The organism is Paraburkholderia sp. A3BS-1L, assembly GCF_051125215.1.
In the GTDB taxonomy this organism is placed as follows: Bacteria; Pseudomonadota; Gammaproteobacteria; order Burkholderiales; family Burkholderiaceae; genus Paraburkholderia.
In genome coordinates, this window is the sequence record NZ_CP120442.1 from 2,875,263 (window position 1) to 2,899,631 (window position 24,369).

At 61.4% G+C, this 24,369-nt stretch carries 16 protein-coding genes, 2 tRNA genes and 3 rRNA genes; 10 read left to right on the plus strand and 11 right to left on the minus strand.

Translation table 11 applies throughout. The features are described 5' to 3' along the window. Positions 1-213 precede the first annotated feature (213 nt). On the minus strand, positions 214-888 hold the full coding sequence (gene coq7, locus P5W99_RS13085; RefSeq protein ID WP_421043026.1) for a 2-polyprenyl-3-methyl-6-methoxy-1,4-benzoquinone monooxygenase: 675 nt from the start codon (positions 886-888) through the stop codon (positions 214-216). Positions 889-1,221: 333 nt separating this feature from the next. On the opposite strand from coq7, the gene P5W99_RS13090 reads away from it, so the two are divergent. Then, a complete protein-coding gene (locus tag P5W99_RS13090; protein WP_434661075.1) occupies positions 1,222-2,421 on the plus strand; it encodes a porin in 1,200 nt (399 codons plus the stop codon). A 147-nt stretch (positions 2,422-2,568) separates the two neighbouring features. Here P5W99_RS13090 and P5W99_RS13095 read toward each other — a convergent pair whose 3' ends face one another. Both P5W99_RS13095 and P5W99_RS13100 read right to left on the minus strand, forming a co-directional pair. Continuing rightward, positions 2,569-4,245: a long-chain fatty acid--CoA ligase gene (locus P5W99_RS13095; protein WP_434661076.1), complete on the minus strand. Its 1,677-nt coding sequence runs from the start codon at positions 4,243-4,245 to the stop codon at positions 2,569-2,571. Positions 4,246-4,391: 146 nt separating this feature from the next. Continuing rightward, positions 4,392-6,470 carry a molybdopterin-containing oxidoreductase family protein gene (locus P5W99_RS13100; RefSeq protein ID WP_434661078.1) on the minus strand — a complete coding sequence of 693 codons (2,079 nt, stop codon included), beginning with the start codon at positions 6,468-6,470 and terminating at the stop codon, positions 4,392-4,394. A 175-nt stretch (positions 6,471-6,645) separates the two neighbouring features. On the opposite strand from P5W99_RS13100, the gene P5W99_RS13105 reads away from it, so the two are divergent. Then, complete coding sequence (locus P5W99_RS13105) at positions 6,646-7,839, plus strand: M20 aminoacylase family protein (RefSeq protein WP_421024826.1); 1,194 nt, start codon at positions 6,646-6,648, stop codon at positions 7,837-7,839. A 165-nt stretch (positions 7,840-8,004) separates the two neighbouring features. Here the strand turns inward: P5W99_RS13105 and rrf are convergent. The 6 genes from rrf to P5W99_RS13135 all read right to left on the minus strand — a co-directional run bounded on the left by rrf (position 8,005) and on the right by P5W99_RS13135 (position 14,558). Then, positions 8,005-8,118: ribosomal RNA gene (rrf, locus tag P5W99_RS13110) — 5S ribosomal RNA — on the minus strand. Between the two features lie 169 nt (positions 8,119-8,287). Beyond that, a 23S ribosomal RNA gene (locus tag P5W99_RS13115) occupies positions 8,288-11,167 on the minus strand. Between the two features lie 292 nt (positions 11,168-11,459). Continuing rightward, positions 11,460-11,535 (minus strand) — tRNA-Ala (locus P5W99_RS13120). Between the two features lie 49 nt (positions 11,536-11,584). Continuing rightward, positions 11,585-11,661 (minus strand) — tRNA-Ile (locus P5W99_RS13125). Positions 11,662-11,726: 65 nt separating this feature from the next. Beyond that, positions 11,727-13,259 (minus strand): 16S ribosomal RNA (locus P5W99_RS13130). The 16S, 23S and 5S rRNA genes sit together here with 2 tRNA genes alongside, the layout of an rRNA operon. A gap of 522 nt (positions 13,260-13,781) precedes the next feature. Further along, entirely contained in the window at positions 13,782-14,558 is a 777-nt protein-coding gene (locus P5W99_RS13135) for an enoyl-CoA hydratase (RefSeq protein ID WP_421024827.1), read from the minus strand. A 138-nt stretch (positions 14,559-14,696) separates the two neighbouring features. Here P5W99_RS13135 and paaN point away from each other — a divergent pair, with 138 nt between their 5' ends. The 5 genes from paaN to paaK all read left to right on the plus strand — a co-directional run bounded on the left by paaN (position 14,697) and on the right by paaK (position 20,463). Next, positions 14,697-16,397 carry a phenylacetic acid degradation protein PaaN gene (gene paaN, locus P5W99_RS13140; RefSeq protein ID WP_434661080.1) on the plus strand — a complete coding sequence of 567 codons (1,701 nt, stop codon included), beginning with the start codon at positions 14,697-14,699 and terminating at the stop codon, positions 16,395-16,397. Between the two features lie 97 nt (positions 16,398-16,494). Beyond that, positions 16,495-17,697: a 3-oxoadipyl-CoA thiolase gene (pcaF, locus tag P5W99_RS13145; RefSeq protein WP_421024829.1), complete on the plus strand. Its 1,203-nt coding sequence runs from the start codon at positions 16,495-16,497 to the stop codon at positions 17,695-17,697. A gap of 133 nt (positions 17,698-17,830) precedes the next feature. Then, positions 17,831-18,622 (plus strand): 2-(1,2-epoxy-1,2-dihydrophenyl)acetyl-CoA isomerase PaaG, encoded by a 792-nt coding sequence (gene paaG / locus P5W99_RS13150; RefSeq protein WP_434661082.1) that lies wholly within the window; start codon positions 17,831-17,833, stop codon positions 18,620-18,622. Between the two features lies 1 nt (position 18,623). Next, complete coding sequence (gene paaI / locus P5W99_RS13155) at positions 18,624-19,097, plus strand: hydroxyphenylacetyl-CoA thioesterase PaaI (RefSeq protein ID WP_421024831.1); 474 nt, start codon at positions 18,624-18,626, stop codon at positions 19,095-19,097. A 67-nt stretch (positions 19,098-19,164) separates the two neighbouring features. Next, the gene (gene paaK / locus P5W99_RS13160; RefSeq protein ID WP_421024832.1) at positions 19,165-20,463 is read left to right on the plus strand and encodes a phenylacetate--CoA ligase PaaK; all 1,299 of its coding nucleotides are present in this window, start codon (positions 19,165-19,167) and stop codon (positions 20,461-20,463) included. Positions 20,464-20,571: 108 nt separating this feature from the next. Here the strand turns inward: paaK and mltA are convergent, their stop codons facing one another. After that, positions 20,572-21,771, minus strand: coding sequence for a murein transglycosylase A (gene mltA, locus P5W99_RS13165; RefSeq protein WP_421024833.1), 1,200 nt, complete (start codon positions 21,769-21,771; stop codon positions 20,572-20,574). Positions 21,772-21,889: 118 nt separating this feature from the next. On the opposite strand from mltA, the gene P5W99_RS13170 reads away from it, so the two are divergent. Then, positions 21,890-22,027, plus strand: coding sequence for a hypothetical protein (locus P5W99_RS13170; protein ID WP_035531736.1), 138 nt, complete (start codon positions 21,890-21,892; stop codon positions 22,025-22,027). A gap of 43 nt (positions 22,028-22,070) precedes the next feature. Here P5W99_RS13170 and apaG read toward each other — a convergent pair whose 3' ends face one another. Then, on the minus strand, positions 22,071-22,445 hold the full coding sequence (gene apaG / locus P5W99_RS13175; protein WP_213299269.1) for a Co2+/Mg2+ efflux protein ApaG: 375 nt from the start codon (positions 22,443-22,445) through the stop codon (positions 22,071-22,073). Between the two features lie 336 nt (positions 22,446-22,781). On the opposite strand from apaG, the gene rpe reads away from it, so the two are divergent. Together rpe and P5W99_RS13185 are read left to right on the plus strand one after the other, a co-directional pair. Beyond that, on the plus strand, positions 22,782-23,477 hold the full coding sequence (gene rpe, locus P5W99_RS13180; RefSeq protein WP_421024834.1) for a ribulose-phosphate 3-epimerase: 696 nt from the start codon (positions 22,782-22,784) through the stop codon (positions 23,475-23,477). Then, positions 23,474-24,184, plus strand: a complete 711-nt coding sequence (locus P5W99_RS13185; protein ID WP_421024835.1) for a phosphoglycolate phosphatase — start codon at positions 23,474-23,476, stop codon at positions 24,182-24,184. The genes rpe and P5W99_RS13185 overlap by 4 nt, the downstream gene beginning before the upstream one ends. The last annotated feature ends 185 nt before the right edge of the window (positions 24,185-24,369 follow it).

The window sequence follows — 24,369 nt, forward strand, 5'->3', positions numbered from 1 at the left end:
ACAAGGACTTAGCAGCGCTTGTTCAAGTCAGACAAAAAACCAAAAACCGTTATGAATGAAAGGGCTAACGAAGGTTGTGAAGGTGATACGTGAAATGCGCGGAAAAAACCGCGATGGTGCGGGGACTTGGCGGGGATTAATCCGGACGAGTGAAGGCGGTGAAAATCCAGGGACTTGCACGGACCGGTCAGAAAACCGGCCCGTTGGAGCATATCAAACGTAGTACGCCGTGCGGGTCATGATTTTCGACGCCACGCGCATCAGCGAGCGCACGGGCAGCGGCAGATCAACGCCGCCCAGATCCGTGGCCGATTTCGCATGAGCGATCTCGTCGGCGCGCATTTGCTCTACGATCGCTCGCGATTCGAGGTCGGCGGGCGGCAGCGCATCGAGATGGCTGTCCAGATGATGCTCCACCTGGCGCTCGGTTTCGGCCATGAAGCCAAGGCTGATCTTGTCGCCAAGACGTCCTGCCGCGAGGCCGATGGCCAACGCTCCGGCGTACCAGAGCGGATTGAGCAGGCTCGGGCGCGAGTCGAGTGCTTCGAGGCGGCGCGCAGTCCACGCGAGGTGGTCTTCCTCCTCGCGCGCGGCCTGCTCGAACGCAGCCTTGAGCGTGGGGGAGCGAGCGGAAAGCTTTTGCGCCTGATAAAGCGCCTGGGCGCACACCTCGCCCACGTGATTCACGCGCATGAGGCCGGCCGCATGAGCACGCTCGACGGGCGTGAGTTCGCCAGACGCTGCGGGCGACGCGGACAAATCCGCGGCGGCGGCCGGAAGATCGGCTGCATCGGCTGACGGCTGCGGCATGGGTCGCGACATGCGCGACACTCCGGTGATCGAGCGCAGCCCCCGATCGAACTCGGTAATCAATTCGTCAAACGTCATCCAACCTCCCTTCGTATCTACCGCAAACCGCTGCGCCTGGACGCAAAGCGTAAGCGCACAAACCCGACCGACCGGACGTTCCAAATCACTACAGGAACTCGCCTCGCGCCGTCAATCCGGGGCAGAGCCGATTTCAGGCGCATATTTTAGACCATGTTGTGTAAACGAAACAGGTACTTACGTGCCGCCTGGCTTTTCCTTTGTCGGGCATGAACGGTTTGCTACATTACCGGGCAACTTCTCGCGAAGTTGGATGGCCAGGCCCCCCGCTAGACAATAAATCGGCCTCGCTGACAAGACGCATAAAAGTCGTAAAACACTGGAGATCATTCAATGAAGAAGTCGCTTCTCGCGCTCGCTGCGCTGGGCGCGTTTGCGGGCGTGGCGCACGCTCAAAGCAGCGTCACGCTGTACGGCATCATCGATGAAGGTTTCAACATCAACACGAACGCGGGTGGCAAGCACCTGTACAACCTCTCGAGCGGTGGGTTGCAAGGCAGCCGCTTCGGTCTGCGTGGTGCTGAAGACCTCGGCGGTGGCCTGAAAGCGGTCTTCGTGCTCGAAAACGGCTTCGACGTGAACAGCGGCGGACTCGGCCAAGGCGGCCTGATGTTCGGTCGTCAAGCCTATGTCGGCTTGAGCAGCGATAGTTACGGCAGGGTCACGATGGGCCGCCAGTACGACGCGCTCGTCGACAACGTGGGTCCGCTCGAAGCCGGCGACCAGTGGGCCGGTTACATCGGCGCCCACCCGGGTGACCTCGACAACTTCAACAACGCCTACCGTACGAACAACACCGTCAAGTACACCAGCGCCAACTACGCTGGCCTGACCTTCACGGGTACGTACAGCTTCGGCAACACCGCAGGCGACTTCACGCACAACCAGATCTGGTCGCTCGGCGCGAACTACAGCAACGGCCCGCTCGTGCTGGCAGCCGGTTACCTGAACGCACGCACGCCGGCAGCAAACGGCGGCCTGTTCAACAACGGCGGCTCGGCCACCGACGCCAAGGCGCCGGTCAGCACGCCCGTCTACGGCGGCTATCAGTCGGCCAACACCTATCAGTCGATCGGTGCAGGCGGCGCTTATACGTTCGGTGCAGCAACCTTCGGCCTGACGTACTCGAACGTCAGCTTCCGCAACCTCGACTCGTTCCAGACGGCTGCGATCGTCAAGGCCGGCCCGGCTTACCAGCGCGGCGAAAATGCCACGTTCAACAACGTCGAAGCGAACTTCAAGTACCAGTTCACGCCGGCCCTGCTGGCTGGCTTCGCGTTCGACTGGACCGACGGCGGCAGCGTGACCTACGCGAACGGCACCAAGAACGACGGCGCTCAGTACTTCCAGTACGCACTCGGCGCGGACTACTTCCTGTCCAAGCGTACCGACGTCTACGTGGTCGGCGTGTACCAGCACGCTACGGGCACGGACTCGACTGGTCACAACGCCGTTGCCTCGATCAACGGCCTGACCCCGTCGAGCAACAACAACCAGCTCACGGCTCGCATCGGTATCCGTCACAAGTTCTAATAAGAACAGCTGTTTCAGTCTCGAAGGCGCCTGCGGGCGCCTTTTTTCTTTGGTGCGGCCTACGCCCGGCATGCTTGCCGGCCCGCCAACAGAAAAGGGCCCGCCCTCGCGGGCAGGCCCTTCAGTGCCGCTCAGTCGGCAGAGAGATTACACGCGCGCGTCGCGCAACTCGCGCCGCAAAATCTTGCCGACGTTACTCTTGGGCAGGTCAGTGCGGAACTCGATGGATTTCGGTCGCTTGTATCCGGTGAGCTGCGCCTTGCAGTACTCGAAGACGTCCTTGTCGGTAAGCGCCGGGTCCTTCTTCACGATATAGAGCTTCACTGCCTCACCGGAATTTGCGTCGGGCACCCCCACTGCCGCCACTTCGAACACGCCCGGCAGCTTGGCCACCACATCTTCGATTTCGTTCGGATAGACGTTGAAGCCCGACACGAGAATCATGTCCTTCTTGCGGTCGACGAGCTTCACGTAGCCGCGATCGCTCATCACCCCCACGTCGCCGGACTTGAAGAAGCCGTCGGCGGTCATGACCTTGGCCGTCTCTTCCGGGCGCTGCCAGTAGCCCGCCATCACCTGCGGACCGCGAATGCAGATCTCGCCCGCTTCGCCGATGGGCAGCTCATTGCCATCGTCATCGCGAATCGAGATTTCAGTCGACGGCATCGGCAAGCCGATCGTGCCCGTGTACTCGGTCGCGTTGGTCGGATTGCAGGTCACGCAAGGCGAGGTTTCCGAAAGGCCATAGCCTTCGACGATCGGCGTATGCGTGCGCTCGTACCAGCGCTTCGCCACGGCTTCCTGCACCGCCATGCCGCCGCCGTTGGCCACCAGCAGATGCGAGAAGTCGAGCTTGTCGAAATCGGGGTGATTGAGGATCGCGTTGTAGAGCGTATTGACCGCAGGGAAGGTCGTGATCGAATAGCCGTGCAGTTCCTTGATCATGCCCGCGATATCGCGCGGGTTCGGGATCAGTATGGCGAGGCCGCCCGTGCGCATCGTCAACAGGCCGCAGACAGTAAGCGCGAACACGTGATAAAGCGGCAGCGCCGCGACCGTCACCGGCTGAGTGCCGGCTGGCAGGCGCGCAAGCGCGGGCTCGGTCCACGCCGCCGATTGCAGCACGTTCGCGATGAGGTTGCGATGCAGCAGCGTAGCGCCTTTCGACACGCCGGTCGTGCCGCCCGTGTACTGGAGGAACGCGATGTCTTCGGGCTTCTGCTCGACAGGCTTGAACGTGATGCGCGCGCCGGCCGAGAGCGCGTCGTTGAAGCTCACATGACCCGGCAGGCTCCAGGCAGGCACCATCTTCTTCACGTTGCGCACGACGTAGTTCACGATGAAGCCCTTCGCCGCGCCGAGCAGATCGCCCATCGACGCCACCACGATGTGCTTGACGCGCGTCCGGGCGACGACCGCCTGCAGCGTGACCGCGAAATTCTCGAGGATGACGATGGCTTCGGCGCCGCTGTCCTTGAGTTGATGCTCCAGCTCGCGCGGCGTGTAGAGTGGATTCACGTTCACGACGATATAGCCTGCGCGCAGGATGGCGGCCAGCACGATCGGGTACTGCAGCACGTTGGGCATCATGATCGCGATGCGCGCGCCGGGCGCGATACCCCGCGACTGAAGCCATGCGGCGAGCCGCGTCGAAAGTTCGTCGAGCTGGCCGTACGTGATCGACTTGCCCATGCACGCGAACGCGGGCTTCGAGCGGTTGGCGTTGAAGCTCTCCGTGAGCAGCGCCGTAATGGACGCATATTGGCTGGCGTCGATTTCCGCGGGTACGCCGGGTGGGTATGATTTCAGCCAGACTTTATCCATGCGGCGTCTCCTCCTGAATATTTTCGAATGGTCGTGCTAAAACGCTGATCGTAGCATGCAGCAGGCGTTTTTCTTCCTCGAATCAGCGAGTTAGAAAGTCCCCTCGAACTACTGCGAGCGCTTTTTAGGCGGTATTTTTTCAGGGTTTACACGCGTTCGACTTCCACGAGGCAGTCATAAAACGTGGCCGAGCCGCCCAGATCGGTGAGCGCCTGGCTCGTCACTTCGTTCGCGTTGCGGCCGTCCGGTGCAAGCTTCTTCCACCAGATCGACAGCCCCACCACGAGGCCTTCGCGCGCACGGTCGGAAACACGAGCACGCGCTTGCATCGACCCACGGTCGTTGAAGATACGCACCTGGTCGCCGTCGGCGATGGCGCGTCGGGCGGCGTCGGTGGGATGGAGATCGAGGTGCGGCTCGCCTTCTGTCGCCCGCAAGCTCTCGACATTCACGAAGGTACTGTTGAGAAAGTTACGAGCGGGCGGCGAGATCATCGCGAGCGGATAGCGGGCGGCCAACTCGGGCGCGCCGTCCGCCGATTCGTACGGCGGCAGGTAGTCGGGCACTGGATCGAGGCCGGCCTTCGCGAGCGCCTCGCTGTAGAACTCGCACTTGCCCGTGGGCGTGCGAAAGCCGCCGTTGGCAAACGGCGCATCGGTGATATTCAGCTTCACCCAGCCATCCTGCTTGAGCCTCGCCCAATTGGCGCCGGCGAGCGCGGGATCGCTCCAGTCGAACGCGCGCGCGGCCACTTCCTCGTCGCTCTCGAAAAGCGCCGGTTCGCTCAGGCCCATTGCGCGCGCAATCGAGCGGAAGATCTCAGTGTTCGGACGCGCCTCACCCACCGGTGCGATAGCCGGCAGATTGGCCATCACATACGTATGGCCGTAGGACTTATGAACGTCGAGGTGCTCGAACTGGGTCGTGGCGGGCAACAGCAAGTCGGCATAGTCGGCCGTGTCGGTCTGGAATTGCTCGAGCACGATCGTGAACAGATCTTCGCGCGCAAAGCCGGCAGCGACTTTCGTCGAGTCCGGCGCGACCGCCACCGGGTTCGAGTTATACACGACGATCGCCTCGATCTTCGGACCGAACGCTGTGTCGCCCGCATGGGTGAGCGCGTCGCCGATCTGGTTCATGTTAACGACGCGCGGCTGATGCTTGGGCCAGCCAGGAATCAGATCGGGACGCTGCAGCGCATTTGCATCGATCGGCGCCCAACCCGACGACGACAGCAGCATGCCTCCCGCCCGCTCGCGCCATGCGCCAGTCAGCGCCGGCAGACACGCGATGGCACGTACCGCGTTGCCGCCGCCACGCACGCGCTGAAGACCATAATTCATGCGGATCGCCGCCTTGCGCGTAGAAGCGTAGAGGCGTGCGAGATCGATGACGGTCTGCTCCTCGATGCCGCAGATCTGTGCGACACGCGCAGGCGTATAGCCAAGTGCGCGCGCCTTCAGTTGTTCGAAGCCATGCGTATGCGCTGCGATGTAGTCGTGATCGAGACGGTCTTCCATGATCAGCACGTGCATCATGCCGAGCGCGAGCGCACCGTCGGTGCCGGGCTTCAGCGCGATGTGCTGGTGGCACTTCTCCGCCGTGAGCGAACGATACGGGTCGATCGCGATCAGCTTCGCGCCATTGCGTTTGGCTTCCTGCGCGCGCGTCCAGAAATGCAGGTTCGAGGCGATCGGATTCGCGCCCCAGATCAGGATCACTTCGCTCTCGGCGAAATGCTCGGTGAGCATGCCCAAGCTCGATCCATACGTGTAGCGCAGACCCGCTGCGCCCGCCGCTGCACAGATCGTGCGATCGAGCCGCGACGCCCCGACCTTGTGGAAAAAGCGCTGTGCAATACTGTCGCCCTGCACGAGGCCCATCGTTCCTGCATAGCTATACGGCAGGATCGCTTCGGGCGCGCGCTGCGCAATTTCACCAAGCCGGGCGGCGGCGATCGCGCATGCCTCGTCCCAGCTGATCGGCTCGAAGCGCCCTTCGCCCTTGCGACCGACGCGCTTCATCGGTTGCGTGAGGCGCTTCGGGTGATGCACACGTTCGGCGTAACGGGTCACTTTCGTGCAGAGCACTCCTTGCGTCGGCGGATGATCGGGGTCGCCGCTCACCTTGATGGCCTTGCCGTTCTCGACGGTCACGCGCATCGCGCAGGTGTCGGGGCAGTCGTGGGGACAGACTGCGCGGGCAAATTCGGCTCGGGCGTTCATGAGGAATCCGTCGATGGGAGGTAAGGTCGATACCGCAATTTTATTATGTCCGGCACGCGTAACCTGCGCACACCCGGGCGGTTGCCGCGAAAAAAAAGGTTCGGCGTAGAATGGTCCGTCCAGGCCCGCCTCGAATTGAGAGCGTGGGCGCCCACTTTCCCGAGCACTGTCCGCCATGAAACTGATCCCGGAAATCCAGGCCGCCCAAGGCGAAATCCAGGGCCTACGACGAGCGATCCACGCCCACCCGGAACTGCGCTACGAAGAAACCCAAACGGCCGAGCTGGTTGCATCGAAGCTTGCCGAATGGGGAATCGAGGTGCATCGGGGGCTGGGCAAAACGGGGGTTGTCGGCGTGCTAAAAAGAGGCAGCGGCGCACGATCCATTGGCCTGCGCGCCGATATGGACGCTCTGCCCATTCAAGAGTTGAACACATTCGAGCATCGCTCTCACAACGAAGGGAAGATGCATGCGTGCGGCCACGACGGCCACACGGCGATGCTGCTCGGTGCAGCGCAACATCTCGCAAAGCACGGTCAATTCGACGGCACCATCGTGTTCATCTTCCAACCCGCGGAGGAAGGCGGTGCGGGTGCGAAAGCCATGATCGACGATGGGCTGTTCACGCGCTTTCCCGTGGACGCCGTGTTCGGCATACACAACTGGCCTGGCATGCCGGCGGGATACTTCGGCGTGACCGAGGGGCCGATCATGGCGTCCAGCAACGAGTTTCGCATCGAAATCAAAGGCGTGGGATCGCATGCCGCGCTGCCGCACAACGGACGTGATCCGGTCTTCACTGCGGTGCAAATTGCCAATGGACTGCAAAGCATCATCACGCGCAACAAGAAGCCGATCGATACAGCAGTACTATCGATTACGCAGATTCACGCCGGCGATGCCGTGAATGTGGTGCCGAACACGGCATGGATTGCGGGGACGGCACGCACCTTCACAACGGAAACACTCGACCTTATCGAGACCCGTCTACGCAAGATAGCGGAGAGCACGGCAGAGGCCTACGAGTGTACGGTCGACGTCACGTTCCATCGCAACTATCCACCGACGGTGAACAGCAGCGCAGAGGCGCAATTCGCCGCGCAGGTAATGAAGGAAGTCGTGGGCCCCGATCGCGTAGACGACGGTATCGAGCCCACCATGGGCGCCGAGGACTTCTCGTTCATGTTGCTGGAGAAACCGGGCTGCTACGCGTTCCTTGGCAACGGTGACGGCGGGCACCGCGACGCGGGCCACGGCGCGGGACCATGCATGCTGCACAATGCCAGCTACGACTTCAACGATCAGTTGCTACCGGTTGGCGCATCGTACTGGGTACATCTCGCGACGAAATTTTTGGCCCAGAAGTAGGGATTCGCGGCGGCTTCAACGAAAAAGCCGGCCTGCGAGGTTCACGGGTCGGCTTTTTGTTATGTGCGAGACTTGTGGGTTTGGCTGCGTATTTCCACGCACGCAAACGCCAGAACCCCGGCGCTCATTCGGAGTCACCGGGGTTCTGGACATACTGCATGGGGAGCCTGACGATTACCTACTTTCACACGGGCAATCCGCACTATCATCGGCGTGGAGCTGTTTCACGGTCCTGTTCGGGATGGGAAGGGGTGGGACCAGCTCGCTATGGTCATCAGGCATGACGGGTTGCTGCGTCGCACGGGTTTGGGTGAACCTGGCGCCACAGCCAATCGGGAAGAAGCGTAAAGAGGTGCTGTTTCTTGGGGTTGTGTTGTTTCCGGCACAACACCGATCTCTCAACCTGCGCGTCCTTCACTCCACACCGGGAGGAAGACACACCTGTTATAGGATCAAGCCTTACGGGCAATTAGTATCAGTTAGCTTAACGCATTACTGCGCTTCCACACCTGACCTATCAACGTCCTGGTCTCGAACGACCCTTCAAGGGGATCAAGTCCCCGGGGAAGTCTCATCTTGAGGCGAGTTTCCCGCTTAGATGCTTTCAGCGGTTATCTCTTCCGAACATAGCTACCCGGCAATGCCACTGGCGTGACAACCGGTACACCAGAGGTTCGTCCACTCCGGTCCTCTCGTACTAGGAGCAGGCCCCCTCAAACTTCCAGCGCCCACGGCAGATAGGGACCAAACTGTCTCACGACGTTTTAAACCCAGCTCACGTACCTCTTTAAATGGCGAACAGCCATACCCTTGGGACCGGCTACAGCCCCAGGATGAGATGAGCCGACATCGAGGTGCCAAACACCGCCGTCGATATGAACTCTTGGGCGGTATCAGCCTGTTATCCCCAGAGTACCTTTTATCCGTTGAGCGATGGCCCTTCCATACAGAACCACCGGATCACTATGACCTGCTTTCGCACCTGCTCGACTTGTCAGTCTCGCAGTCAAGCACGCTTATGCCATTGCACTATCAGCACGATTTCCGACCGTACCTAGCGTACCTTCGTACTCCTCCGTTACACTTTGGGAGGAGACCGCCCCAGTCAAACTGCCTACCATGCACTGTCCCCGACCCGGATCACGGGCCAAGGTTAGAACCTCAAACAGATCAGGGTGGTATTTCAAGGACGGCTCCATGCAGACTGGCGTCCACACTTCACAGCCTCCCACCTATCCTACACAAACCGGTTCAAAGTCCAATGCAAAGCTACAGTAAAGGTTCATGGGGTCTTTCCGTCTAGCCGCGGGGAGATTGCATCATCACAAACACTTCAACTTCGCTGAGTCTCGGGAGGAGACAGTGTGGCCATCGTTACGCCATTCGTGCAGGTCGGAACTTACCCGACAAGGAATTTCGCTACCTTAGGACCGTTATAGTTACGGCCGCCGTTTACCGGGACTTCAATCAAGAGCTTGCACCCCATCATTTAATCTTCCGGCACCGGGCAGGCGTCACACCCTATACGTCCACTTTCGTGTTTGCAGAGTGCTGTGTTTTTATTAAACAGTCGCAGCCACCAGTTTATTGCAACCCCTTCACCCTCGGAGCGCAGGCTCCTCAAGCTACCAGGGCGTACCTTATCCCGAAGTTACGGTACCAATTTGCCGAGTTCCTTCTCCCGAGTTCTCTCAAGCGCCTTAGAATACTCATCTCGCCCACCTGTGTCGGTTTGCGGTACGGTTAATGTTGAACTGAAGCTTAGAGGCTTTTCCTGGAACCCCTTCCAGTTGCTTCGCTTCCGAAGAAGCTCGCGCCACACCCTTGAATTACGCGCCCGGATTTGCCAAAGCGCCTTCTCCAATGCAGCGACCGGGACTTCCAACACCCGGACAACCTTCCGCGATCCGTCCCCCCATCGCATTCAACACTAGTGCAGGAATATTGACCTGCTTCCCATCAGCTACGCATTTCTGCCTCGCCTTAGGGGCCGACTCACCCTACGCCGATGAACGTTGCGTAGGAAACCTTGGGCTTACGGCGAGGGGGCCTTTCACCCCCTTTATCGCTACTCATGTCAGCATTCGCACTTCTGATACCTCCAGCACACTTTCCAGTGCACCTTCGCAGGCTTACAGAACGCTCTCCTACCATGCACATAAATGTGCATCCGCAGCTTCGGTATATGGCTTAGCCCCGTTACATCTTCCGCGCAGGACGACTCGATCAGTGAGCTATTACGCTTTCTTTAAAGGGTGGCTGCTTCTAAGCCAACCTCCTGACTGTTTTAGCCTTCCCACTTCGTTTCCCACTTAGCCATATTTGGGGACCTTAGCTGGCGGTCTGGGTTGTTTCCCTCTTGACACCGGACGTTAGCACCCGATGTCTGTCTCCCGTGATTGCACTCTTCGGTATTCGGAGTTTGCTATGGCGACGTAATCCGCAATGGACCCATCAACCATGACAGTGCTCTACCCCCGAAGGTGATACACGAGGCACTACCTAAATAGTTTTCGGAGAGAACCAGCTATTTCCAGGTTTGTTTAGCCTTTCACCCCTATCCACAGCTCATCCCCTAACTTTTCAACGTTAGTGGGTTCGGTCCTCCAGCACGTGTTACCGTGCCTTCAACCTGGCCATGGATAGATCACCTGGTTTCGGGTCTACACCCAGCGACTAATCGCCCTGTTCGGACTCGCTTTCGCTACGCCTGCCCTATTCGGTTAAGCTTGCCACTGAATGTAAGTCGCTGACCCATTATACAAAAGGTACGCCGTCACCCCTTGCGAGGCTCCGACTGTTTGTATGCATGCGGTTTCAGGATCTGTTTCACTCCCCTCCCGGGGTTCTTTTCGCCTTTCCCTCACGGTACTGGTTCACTATCGGTCGATCACGAGTATTTAGCCTTGGAGGATGGTCCCCCCATCTTCAGACAGGATTTCACGTGTCCCGCCCTACTTGTCGCATCCCTAGTTCTTCCATTCCGTTTTCGTCTACAGGGCTATCACCTGCTATGGCCGCACTTTCCAGAGCGTTCGACTAACGGTACAGATAAAGAATGCAGGCTGATCCCATTTCGCTCGCCACTACTCTGGGAATCTCGGTTGATTTCTTTTCCTGCGGCTACTTAGATGTTTCAGTTCGCCGCGTTCGCTTCACGTGACCTATGTATTCAGTCACGGATACTCCATTCGGAGTGGGTTTCCCCATTCGGACATCTCCGGATCAAAGCTTGTTTGCCAGCTCCCCGGAGCTTTTCGCAGGCTACCGCGTCCTTCATCGCCTGTGATCGCCAAGGCATCCACCACATGCACTTGTTCGCTTGACCCTATAACGGGTGCGTCTCTCGACTCACTCGCTACAGGCTGAGTTTTCGCGTTGTGCCGTATTCCAAAGCCCTCTTTCGAGGAACTTAAAAATACATCGATACAATCACAACCCTGATTCACCTACTCCACACCCATCTCTAAGTGTGTTTCAGATAAATCTCTTTACTACTTCTTCCTGATTGTTAAAGAACGACAGCCGATACGTTTTCACATACCGCTCTGACTGGCTCAATCGCCAATGCAAAACTCCCTGCATTTAACTGCTCCTGCAGGATGCTGTGCATTAGGGATTGGTGGAGGATGACGGGATCGAACCGACGACCCCCTGCTTGCAAAGCAGGTGCTCTCCCAGCTGAGCTAATCCCCCAGTCATGCATACTCAAGGGGGTTACCAGTCAGCCACCGCGCAGACAAATTGGTGGGTCTGGATGGATTCGAACCATCGACCCCCGCCTTATCAAGACGGTGCTCTAACCGACTGAGCTACAGACCCCTGAGTCTGTCTTTTCTACAGCCGACAAGTGTGAGCGCTTCAATGAACTTCGCAATGAGCTCTGGAAAGGAGGTGATCCAGCCGCACCTTCCGATACGGCTACCTTGTTACGACTTCACCCCAGTCATGAATCCTGCCGTGGTGACCGTCCTCCTTGCGGTTAGACTAGCCACTTCTGGCAAAACCCACTCCCATGGTGTGACGGGCGGTGTGTACAAGACCCGGGAACGTATTCACCGCGGCATGCTGATCCGCGATTACTAGCGATTCCAGCTTCACGCAGTCGAGTTGCAGACTGCGATCCGGACTACGATCGGTTTTCTGGGATTGGCTCCACCTCGCGGCTTGGCAACCCTCTGTTCCGACCATTGTATGACGTGTGAAGCCCTACCCATAAGGGCCATGAGGACTTGACGTCATCCCCACCTTCCTCCGGTTTGTCACCGGCAGTCTCCCCGGAGTGCTCTTGCGTAGCAACTGGGGACAAGGGTTGCGCTCGTTGCGGGACTTAACCCAACATCTCACGACACGAGCTGACGACAGCCATGCAGCACCTGTGTGACGGCTCCCTTTCGGGCACTCCCGGCTCTCACCAGGATTCCGTCCATGTCAAGGGTAGGTAAGGTTTTTCGCGTTGCATCGAATTAATCCACATCATCCACCGCTTGTGCGGGTCCCCGTCAATTCCTTTGAGTTTTAATCTTGCGACCGTACTCCCCAGGCGGTCAACTTCACGCGTTAGCTACGTTACCAAGCCAATGAAGGCCCGACAACCAGTTGACATCGTTTAGGGCGTGGACTACCAGGGTATCTAATCCTGTTTGCTCCCCACGCTTTCGTGCATGAGCGTCAGTATTGGCCCAGGGGGCTGCCTTCGCCATCGGTATTCCTCCACATCTCTACGCATTTCACTGCTACACGTGGAATTCTACCCCCCTCTGCCATACTCTAGCGATGCAGTCACCAATGCAGTTCCCAGGTTAAGCCCGGGGATTTCACATCGGTCTTGCATCACCGCCTGCGCACGCTTTACGCCCAGTAATTCCGATTAACGCTTGCACCCTACGTATTACCGCGGCTGCTGGCACGTAGTTAGCCGGTGCTTATTCTTCCGGTACCGTCATCCCCCCGGGGTATTAACCCAGAGGTTTTCTTTCCGGACAAAAGTGCTTTACAACCCGAAGGCCTTCTTCACACACGCGGCATTGCTGGATCAGGCTTGCGCCCATTGTCCAAAATTCCCCACTGCTGCCTCCCGTAGGAGTCTGGGCCGTGTCTCAGTCCCAGTGTGGCTGGTCGTCCTCTCAGACCAGCTACGGATCGTCGCCTTGGTGAGCCTTTACCCCACCAACTAGCTAATCCGCCATCGGCCACCCCAATAGCGCGAGGTCTTGCGATCCCCCGCTTTCATCCTAAGATCGTATGCGGTATTAATCCGGCTTTCGCCGGGCTATCCCCCACTACTGGACATGTTCCGATGTATTACTCACCCGTTCGCCACTCGCCACCAGGTGCAAGCACCCGTGCTGCCGTTCGACTTGCATGTGTAAGGCATGCCGCCAGCGTTCAATCTGAGCCAGGATCAAACTCTTCAGTTCAATACCTGTTACTGTTTTCTGTCCCTCTCGAGACAGGTCGCTCACTCAAAGCTGACAGGTTCTGAATAAATTCAAAAACCTGACTTACTTTTGTGTGAGACTCTTGATACTTTCGCTACTCCCGGTCATCCCCGAAAGAATCACCAGGTCACGAAACCCATCAAGCGCCCACACTTATCGGCTGTAAATTTTTAAAGATCGCGTCGCACAAGACACCGGAACTACTTCAAACCACCCGGCGCTTTCTGCGTTGCTGCGTCAGCAGCAGAGAAACGAGATTATGCAGACTCTTTCGCGTTTCGTCAACATCTTTTTTAACGTCGCCGTTTAAAAACTGATGACTTCACGCCCCGCCGTTTCTCGCGGCAGGCTTCGCTGCCGGACTTCAGCGGGCGAAGGGGGCGAATCTTAGCGCGCCCAAGGCCGCTCCGCAAGAGGCGGGCGAAAATTTCCCCCGCCGCCAACGACCGCCACTGGCTCGCGGCCAATGACAGTCACCAGATCGTGAGTTACTTGTGTGACTTACTTGTTCGTGAACACGGGCTTGCGCTTTTCCACGAAGGCCGCCATCCCTTCCTTCTGATCCTCGGTCGCAAAAAGCGAGTGGAACATGCGGCGCTCGAAGTGCACCCCCTCCGCGAGCGTGGTTTCGTATGCACGATTCACCGCCTCCTTGACCATCATGACGGCAGGCAGCGAGTACTCGCTAATGGTAGCGGCTGCAGCGAGCGCCTCGTTCAGGAGGTCCGCTGCAGGAATCACACGAGACACCAACCCCGCACGCTCAGCTTCCGCTGCATCCATCATGCGGGCGGTCAGGCACAAATCCATCGCTTTGGCCTTCGATACCGCACGCGGTAGACGTTGCGTACCGCCCGCGCCAGGAATCACGCCCAACTTGATTTCAGGCTGCCCAAACTTTGCAGTGTCCGCCGCAAAGATGATGTCGCACATCATCGCCAGTTCACAGCCACCGCCCAGTGCAAAGCCCGCAACAGCCGCAATGACCGGCTTGCGGATCGAGCGGATCGTCTCCCAATTGCGCGTAATGTAGTCGCCCTTGTAGACATCCATGAAGCTGTAGCTCGCCATCATGCCGATGTCAGCCCCCGCCGCGAACGCCTTCTCGCTGCCGGTAATGACGATTGCGCCAACCCCCTCATCGGCGTCGAACGCCTTGAGCGCTGCGCCGACTTCGTCCATCAACGCATCGTTCAGTGCGTTGAGCGCCTTCGGGCGGTTCAATGTGATCAGGCCGACTTTGCCGCGCGTTTCGACCAGGATGTTTTCGTACCCCATACGCCCTCCTTCCATCAAAGAAAAGTCCCTAAAAAAATTTTTCACGCCGAAGTTTGACTAATGCTAACATTCGCCAACCAACCGGTCGGTCAATTAATTGGCACGGACCTCCTCCAACCTCTCAATCAACGTTGCGCCATGACACATCCGTTGTTCGCCAAGCACGAAGCCGTGCTGCAAAAAGCGCTTGCCGCCATCGAGACGCGCGGCTACTGGAGTCCGTTCGCCGAAATGCCGAGCCCCAAAGTGTACGGGGAATCTGCCGCCGCAGACGGAGAAGCCGCATTCAAGGCTCATCTCAATCGCACCTTCGAACTCGACCAACCGGGCACCGGTGAAACCGTGGGCAGCGAGACCTCGCCGTTCGGTTTCGCGCTTGGCGCCCGTTACCCGAAGTCGACGCCCGATCAACTGATCGCAGCCGCGCAAAAGGCGCAGCGCGAATGGCGCGCCGCCGGCCCTCAGGCATGGGCGGGCGTGAGCCTCGAAATTCTGGATCGCCTGAACCGCGCGAGCTTCGAAATCGCCTTCAGCGTGATGCACACGACTGGCCAGGCGTTCATGATGGCCTTCCAGGCGGGCGGCCCGCATGCTCAGGACCGCGCGCTCGAAGCCGTTACCTACGCCTGGGACCAGTTGCGCCGCATTCCCGCCGACGCGCATTGGGAAAAGCCGCAAGGCAAGAACCCGCCGCTTGCGATGCAAAAGCGCTTTACCGTCGTGCCGCGCGGCATCGGTCTCGTGCTCGGCTGCTGCACGTTCCCAACCTGGAACGGCTATCCTGGTCTGTTCGCCGATCTGGCGACGGGCAATACGGTGATCGTCAAGCCGCATCCGGGTGCGATCCTGCCGCTTGCCGTCACCGTGCGCATTGCGCGCGAAGTGCTGCGCGAAGCCGGTTTCGATCCGAACGTGGTCACGCTGCTCGCAACCGATCCCAACGACGGCGCGCTCGTTCAACAACTCGCCCTGCGCCCCGAAATCAAGCTGATCGACTTCACCGGCAGCACGCAGAACGGCGACTGGCTCGAACAGCACGCGCACCAGGCGCAGGTTTACACCGAAAAGGCCGGTGTGAACCAGATCGTGATCGATTCCGTGACCGACCTGAAGGCCGCCGCGCGCAACATTGCGTTCTCGCTCTCGCTCTATTCGGGCCAGATGTGCACGGCGCCGCAGAACATCTATGTGCCGCGCACCGGCATTCAGACCGCCGAAGGCAATCTGAGCTTCGAAACCGTCGCGCAGGCGATCGCGGGCGCCGTGCAGAAGTTCGTGGCCGATCCCGCCCGCGCCGTGGAAGTGCTCGGCGCCATCCAGAACGAAGGGGTCACGGCGCGCATCGACGAAGCGCGCAAGCTGGGCACCGTGCTCGCCGACAGCCAGACGCTCGAGCACCCGCAATTCGCCGGCGCGCGCGTACGCACGCCGCTCGTGCTCGCGCTCGACGCCGCGCGCGACGCCGCCTCGTTCACGCGCGAATGGTTCGGCCCGATCTCGTTCGTGATCGCCACCGATTCGACCGCGCAATCGCTCGAACTGGCCGGCACGACCGCACGCGACCATGGCGCGCTCACGCTCTCGGTGTACAGCACCGATGACGCCGTGATCGAAGCCGCCCACGAAGCCGCGATCACCGGCGGCGTGGCGCTCTCGATCAACCTGACGGGCGGCGTGTTCGTAAATCAATCCGCGGCTTTCTCGGATTTTCACGGCACCGGCGCAAACCCGGCCGCGAACGCGGCACTCGCCGACGCCGCATTCGTGGCGAACCGTTTCCGAGTGGTTCAAAGCCGCGTCCATGTTGAACCGAAAGCGGCTCCGGTTGCAGTCGGCTAAACGACTTATGCGGTTTGGCCGAATAGCGCCTCACTCCCCGTCCCTCTAGCATGCAAGGCATGAGCGCACTTCCACGCTCATGCCGCAGGAATCCGAGATGACCGAAGCCTATATCTGCGACGCGATTCGCACTCCGTTTGGCCGCTACGGCGGCGCCCTGAAAGACGTACGCGCCGACGACCTCGCCGCCGTACCCATTCGCGCGCTAGTCGAGCGCAATCCCGGCGTGGACTGGAACGCCATCGACGACGTGCTTTACGGCTGCGCCAACCAGGCCGGCGAAGACAACCGCAATGTCGCCCGCATGGCCGCGCTGCTCGCGGGCCTGCCTACGGTTGTGCCCGGCGGCACGCTCAACCGCCTGTGCGGCTCGGGCCTCGACGCAGTCGGTAGCGCGGCGCGCGCCATCAAGGCCGGAGAAGCGCGGCTGATGATCGCGGGCGGCGTGGAAAGCATGACGCGCGCGCCGTTCGTAATGGGCAAGGCCGCATCGGCCTTCTCGCGCGATGCCGCCATCTACGACACCACCATCGGCTGGCGTTTCGTGAACAAGCTGATGAAGCAGCAATATGGCATCGATTCGATGCCAGAAACGGCGGAAAACGTCGCGGTCGAGTTCAACATCAGCCGCGCCGATCAGGACGCATTCGCGCTGCGCAGTCAGCAGAAAGCCGCTCGGGCGCAGAAAGACGGCACGCTCGCGCAGGAAATCGTCGCCGTCGAGATCGCGCAGAAGAAAGGCGATCCGGTGCGCGTGACGCTCGACGAGCATCCGCGCGAAACATCGCTCGAAGCGCTCGGCAAGCTCAAGGGCGTGGTGAAACCCGACGGCACGGTCACGGCCGGCAACGCATCGGGCGTCAACGACGGCGCCTGCGCCCTGCTGCTCGCAAATGAAGAAGCCGCAAACCAGTACAGCCTGCGCCGCCGCGCGCGCGTGCTCGGCATGGCGACGGCCGGCGTCGCGCCGCGCATCATGGGCTTCGGCCCCGCGCCCGCCACGCAAAAGCTGCTCAAGCAACTGGGCATGACGCTCGACCAGTTCGACGTGATCGAACTCAACGAAGCATTCGCGTCGCAAGGCCTCGCAGTGCTGCGCGCGCTCGGCGTCGCCGACGACGATCCACGCGTGAACCCGAACGGCGGTGCGATTGCGCTGGGCCATCCGCTCGGCGCTTCGGGTGCGCGGCTCGTCACAACTGCGCTGCATCAACTTGAACGCACCCAGGGGCGCTACGCGCTTTGCACGATGTGCATCGGCGTTGGCCAGGGCATTGCACTGGCGATCGAGCGCGTCTGAGCAGCGCGCTGAAAGCCAGCGCAGCCACCCGCCGGGCAACGCGCGCGGCGGCCCGAGTAGAGAAGGAGCCAGCTTGGCGTGGGACCAGAGTAAGGCGCTAAAGCGCCAACTCTGGTCGACAAGGAGACAACCAATGCCCTACGAAGCAATCCGCGTCGAAATCGACACATCCACGCGCGTGGCCACGATCACGCTGAACCGACCGGACAAGCTCAACAGCTTCACTCGCGCCATGCACCGCGAACTCGCGGCGGCGCTCGACGAAGTCACCGCCGCCGGCGCGCGCGCGCTCGTGCTGACCGGCGCGGGCCGCGGCTTCTGCGCAGGCCAGGATCTCGCCGACCTCGATTTCACGCCAGGCGCGATGACCGACCTCGGCGCGCTCATCGAAGAACATTTCAACCCGTTGATAAGGCGCATCCAGACACTGCCGATGCCCGTCATTGCGGCCGTCAACGGCACCGCCGCCGGCGCGGGCGCGAATCTCGCCTTCGCTTGCGATCTCGTGCTCGCCGCGCGCTCCGCCAGCTTCATTCAGGCGTTCGTGAAGATCGGCCTCGTGCCCGACTCGGGCGGCACGTGGTTCCTGCCCAAACGCGTGGGCATGGCGCGCGCGCTCGGCCTCGCCATGACGGGCGACAAGCTCAGCGCCGAAAAGGCCGAAAACTGGGGCCTCGTCTGGCAAGTAACGGACGACACCGAACTCGCAGCGACCGCCGCGACGCTTGCCGCGCATCTCGCGAAGCAGCCCACGCGCGCCGTCGTCGCCACACGCGAAGCGTTGCGCGCTTCGGCCACGAACACGCTCGATGCGCAACTCGATCTCGAGCGCGATCTGCAGCGCGAACTGGGCGCGTCGCATGACTACGCCGAGGGCGTGCAAGCCTTCATCGAGAAACGCGCGCCGCGCTTCGAGGGTCGTTGACATGAATGCATCGACATCCCCGCAAACCGCTGCGCTCGCCGACATGACGCCCGACGAACTCGCCCGCGCCACCGCGCAAGCCATGTACGCGGCCGACGGCTGCAGCCGGGCGCTCGGCATGGAACTGCTCGAAGTGCGCGCGGGCTACGCACGCTTGCGCATGGCCGTGCGTCTCGAGTTCCTCAATGGCCATCAGATCTGTCACGGCGGCCTGATCTTCACGCTCGCGGACTCGACCTTCGCGTTCGCCTGCAATACCTACAACGTGAACACCGTCGCCGCGGGTTGCTCGATCGAGTTCCTGCGCCCGGTCCAACCCGACGACGTGCTCACCGCCGAAGCCGTCGAGCAGGTGCTTTCCGGGCGCAACGGCATTTACGACATCCGCGTAACGAACCGCGCAGGCGAAACCGTCGCCATGTTCAGAGGCAAGTCCGCCCAGATTCGCGGCAACGTGATTCCCGCCGCCGGGTAACACAGCGCGCCTGTATCTGCACAAACGCACGAACCGAATTCCATTTGCGAAGTTTGAGGAGACATCGATGACTACCCCGCTGCCGCTCGAGCCCATTGAAACGGCCAGCCGCGACGAACTCGCGGCGCTTCAGCTCGAACGGCTGAAATGGTCGCTCAACCACGCGTACGAGCATTCGCCCGTGTACCGGCGCAAGTTCGACGAAGCCGGCGTGCATCCGTCCGACCTGAAGTCGCTCGCCGACCTCGCGCGCTTCCCGTTCACGACAAAGAAGGACTTGCGCGACAGCTATCCGTTCGGGATGTTCGCTGTGCCGCAGGACCAGATCTCGCGCATTCATGCGTCGTCGGGCACGACAGGCAAGCCGACAGTCGTGGCCTACACGGCGCGCGACATCGACACCTGGGCCAACCTGGTCGCGCGCTCGGTGCGCGCGGCAGGCGCGCGGCGCGGCGACAAGGTACACATCAGCTATGGCTACGGCCTCTTCACGGGCGGTCTCGGCGCACACTACGGCGCGGAGCGCGCAGGACTCACGGTGATTCCGTTCGGCGGCGGCCAGACCGAAAAGCAGGTCCAGCTGATTCAGGACTTCCGCCCTGACATCATCATGGTCACGCCGAGCTACATGCTCGCCATCGCCGACGAAATGGAGCGGCAAGGCATTGATCCGGCCACATGCTCGCTGCGCATCGGCATTTTCGGCGCGGAACCATGGACCAACGACATGCGCGCCGCCATCGAACAGCGCATGGGCATCACGGCCGTCGACATCTACGGTCTATCCGAAGTGATGGGACCCGGCGTGGCCTCCGAGTGCGCGGAGACCAAGGACGGCCCGACGATCTGGGAAGATCACTTTTACCCCGAGATCATCGACCCCGATACCGGCGAAGTACTGCCCGACGGCGAGTTCGGCGAACTGGTCTTCACTTCGCTCACGAAAGAGGCGCTGCCCATCATCCGCTATCGCACGCGCGACCTCACGCGACTGTTGCCAGGCACGGCGCGCACCATGCGCCGCATGGAAAAGATCACGGGCCGCTCGGACGACATGCTCATCATCCGCGGCGTAAACGTGTTCCCGACGCAAATCGAGGAACTGCTGCTCAAGCAGCATGCGCTGGCGCCGCACTATCAGATCGTTCTGACCAAGGAAGGTCCGATGGACGTGATGACGCTCAATTGCGAGCCGTGCCCCGAAACCGCACCCGACTATGGCGCGCTCGACGCTGCGAGCAAGCAGCTTGCGTACGACATCAAATCGCTGATCGGCGTGACCGCGAAGGTGAATGTGCTGGAAGTGAACGGCATCGAGCGCTCCGTTGGCAAGGCCAGGCGCGTGATCGACAAGCGGCCGAAGTAAGCAGCCGAAACAGGCCGCCCCCAGGCAGGGAAACGAAAAAGCCGGCGTCTGCTCAGATCGCCGGCTTTTTCACGTTTGTGCTTCGTGCGGGATGCTCACGGGTTCGGCCTACGAGTTCGGGAACAGCAGCCACATGCGGCCGTCCTGCTTCATCTTGCCGGCCAGATCGCCGGCATCGTCGCCAAGGCCCCAGAAGTAGTCGGCGCGCACGCCGCCCTTGATGGCCGTGCCGGTATCCTGCGCGAACACGAGCCGGTTGAGCGGCGTGTTCGTGAGCGGGCGGGTAGTCTGCAGAAAGACCGGCGTGCCGAGTGGGATCGACGCCGGGTCGACCGCAATCGAGCGCTCCGGCGTGAGGGGCACGCCCAGCGCGCCAATCGGGCCGTCGGCGCCGCCGTGCGGCGCGCCTTCGTTGGACGGCATTTCGCGGAAGAACACGAAGCGCGGGTTGGTGTCGAGCAGCGCGTCCACGCGCGTCGGGTTCGCGCGCGCCCACGCCTTGATGCCCTGCATGGTAGCCTGCGCGGGCGTGAGCTCGCCGCGATCGAGCAGCCAGCGGCCGATCGACTTGTAGGGCTGATTGTTGGTGCCGCCAAAGCCCACGCGCATCACACTGCCATCTTCCATGACGATGCGACCCGACCCTTGCACCTGCAGGAAGAACGCTTCGATGGGATCGTCGACCCAGACGAGCTCGTTGCCGTTGAGAATGCCCGTGCGCTCCAATTGCGCGCGCGCCGGCAGCGCGGCGCCCGCGCGATAGCCGGCGGGCCAGCGATACAGCGCCGTCTGATAGACGCCGTGGCGCGTGCGCGAGCCGTGCAGCAACGGCTCGTAGTAGCCGGTCACCAGGCCGTCGAGCGTGCCGTCGTTGTTGGCGAATTGATAGGGTGTGAAGTACGTCTCGAAGAACAGGCGGGCACTGGCGGCGTCGAGATCGTCCAGCTGCGAGGCCGCCGCACAGGCGCGCTGCCAGCGCGGCTCACGCCCGAGGCGCGTGCAGTTCTGGCGCAGCGCTGCCGCGGCGCCGATCAACGAATCGTCCTGCCAGCCCGGCACCTGCTGCCAGGCCACCGCCGTGAGGCGCGCGGCCGCGATCTGCCCGGGCAGCGTCGGCGTGCCCTTGGGCGCCGTGGTGCTCACGTAGCTCGGGCCGCCGCACGCCGCGAGCAGTGCAGCGAGAGAAAGCGCACCCAGCCAGCCGCAAAACCGGCCACCGGATCGCACCTCGAGCCGAGTCGCCCCGCCTTTCACACGAATCGCGAAAAAACGGCGGGCCCGTTCGCGTGCGGCCGTTAATCCCGACATCACGCCAGACCGGCGCGCCGATTCTGGCGCACAATCTGACGCCAACGCGGACGCTCTGCCAAGAGCCCGCTCGAGTCTCGCCTGCCGCCTAAAATCATTGCTTTCGATGGATGCCACCATGTCAGATCTGCTCGACGAATACCCGATGCTCATATTTGGGCTGGAGGCGCTGCTCGCGCTATTCCTGTTGATTTTCATCGTAATGTGGACCGCATCGGGCAGAAAGAAGCGCGCCCCGCACGATTCGCGGGACTAGCCGATACGGATAACGGGTTACGGATAACGGTTCAAGGAGAGGTTCAGTGCAGCGTGCGCGGCATGCGCAGGATGAACTCGGACACGGGCGCTTCGAAGCGCTCGCCGTCCTCCGCCACGCAGAAGTAATCCCCGCGCATGGTGCCCACCGGCGTCGCAATCACCGCCCAGCTCGTGTATTCGAAGTGCTCGCCCGGCTTCAGCAGCGGCTGATGCCCGACGACGCCGAGCCCCTTCACTTCCTGCACCTGATTTTCACTGTCGGTGATGACCCAGTGCCGCGCGATGAGTTGTGCGCTCACCTGTCCGGTATTGCGTATGGTCAGCGTGTACGCGAAGGCATATTGCCGGCGCTCCGGGTCCGACTCTTCGGGCAGATAGCGCACCTGCGAGGTCACGCTGAATTCGTACTGGCTCATCCTTGTTCCAGGTGCCGGGCCGCGTGGGCCGGTATTACGGTCGTCGGCCGTGCGCAGCGCGCATTGCCATCGTTGTGAAAGCGCCCTCGGCGCCTCCGGGCGCGGGTCCCGTCAAGCGGGCCCTATGGAGGTGCATTCTGCTTGATGCAGGCAGCACCCGCAACCCGCTACGCGCTGCACGGGCCACCGCCCGCGCCGCGAGGTCCGCCTTGGCCGGACGGCCAACAAGGCGGCCAGCGGCAAGGGAAACGCCATCAAAACTACGCGCGCTGCGACCAACGGCCCCTGTGCCTGACGGTAAAATACGGTTTTTCCGCCAGTTTTCCGATTGCCGCCATGACGCAATTCCGCATCGCCCCCAGCATCCTCTCCGCCGACTTCGCGCGTCTTGGCGAGGAAGTCCGCAACGTCGTCGAAGCCGGCGCCGACTGGATCCACTTCGACGTAATGGACAACCATTACGTGCCGAACCTCACCATCGGCCCGCTCGTGTGCGAGGCGATCCGTCCGCACGTGAACGTGCCCATCGACGTGCATCTGATGGTGCGCCCGGTCGACCGCATCGTGCCCGACTTCGCCAAGGCCGGGGCGAACCTGATCAGCTTCCATCCGGAAGGCTCGGACCACATCGACCGCACGCTCTCGCTGATCCGCGACCATGGCTGCAAGGCCGGCCTCGTGTTCAACCCGGCCACGCCGCTGAACTACCTCGATCACGTGATGGACAAGCTCGACCTCATCCTCATCATGTCGGTGAACCCGGGCTTCGGCGGCCAATCGTTCATTCCCGAGGCGCTCAACAAGCTGCGCGAGGCGCGCGCGAAAATCGATGCCTATACCGCGCGCACGGGCCGCGAGATTCATCTCGAAGTCGACGGCGGCGTGAAAGTCGAGAACATCGCCGAAATCGCGGCGGCGGGCGCGGATGCGTTCGTGGCCGGCTCGGCGATCTTCGGCAAGCCCGACTACAAGGCCGTGATCGACCAGATGCGCGCGCAGCTTGCAAGCGTGAGCGCCGGCAACGCGCAATGAACGCGCCGACGATCCACTTCAAGGCGCCGCGCATCGAAGCGGCGCTGATCGACCTCGACGGCACCATGGTCGACACCGCCGACGATTTCGCGGCGGGCCTGAACGGCATGCTCGCGCAACTCGATGCCGAGGAAACCACGCGCGAGGAAGTGATGGGCTACGTGGGCAAGGGCTCGGAGCATCTGATCCGCAGCGTGCTCGCGCCGCGCTTTCATGCCGACCACGTCGAAGCGCGCTTCGACGAGGCGCTCGCGCTCTACCAGGACGAGTACGCAAAGATCAACGGCCGCCACACGCGGCTCTATCCGGACGTGGAAGCGGGTCTTGCCGCGCTGCGCGACGCGGGCATCAAGCTCGCGTGCGTGACCAACAAGCCGCACCGCTTCGCCGTGGAGCTGCTCGAGCAATACGGCCTCGCGCAGTACTTCGAGGTCGTGCTAGGCGGCGACAGCCTGCCCAGGAAAAAGCCCGATCCGCTGCCCATGTTCACGGCGTGCGAGCGTCTGAGCGTGGCGCCCCAGGCGGCGGTCGCTATCGGCGATTCGGAGAACGATGCGCTTGCGGGCCGCGCGGCGGGCATGGCCACGCTCACGGTGCCGTACGGCTACAACCACGGTCAGCCTGTACAAAAAATTGAGTCGGATGGTATAGTTGCCTCGCTGCTCGACGCCGCCAAGGCTGTCGCGGCACACAATCTTCTGACCTGAGTCCAGTACTTACAGTCACCTTACCCTCATGTTTCTGAATAAAAAACGGAGTCTGAGCAGCATCGACCGGGGAGCCTGGCCCTGGCGTCGCTGGTCGCGCTAACCTCCCTCGAGGTTCGCTGAAGTCGCGCGCAAGCGTTTTCTTCAGCTCCGTTTTTTACTTCGCTGCGCGTTTCGCGCGTGTC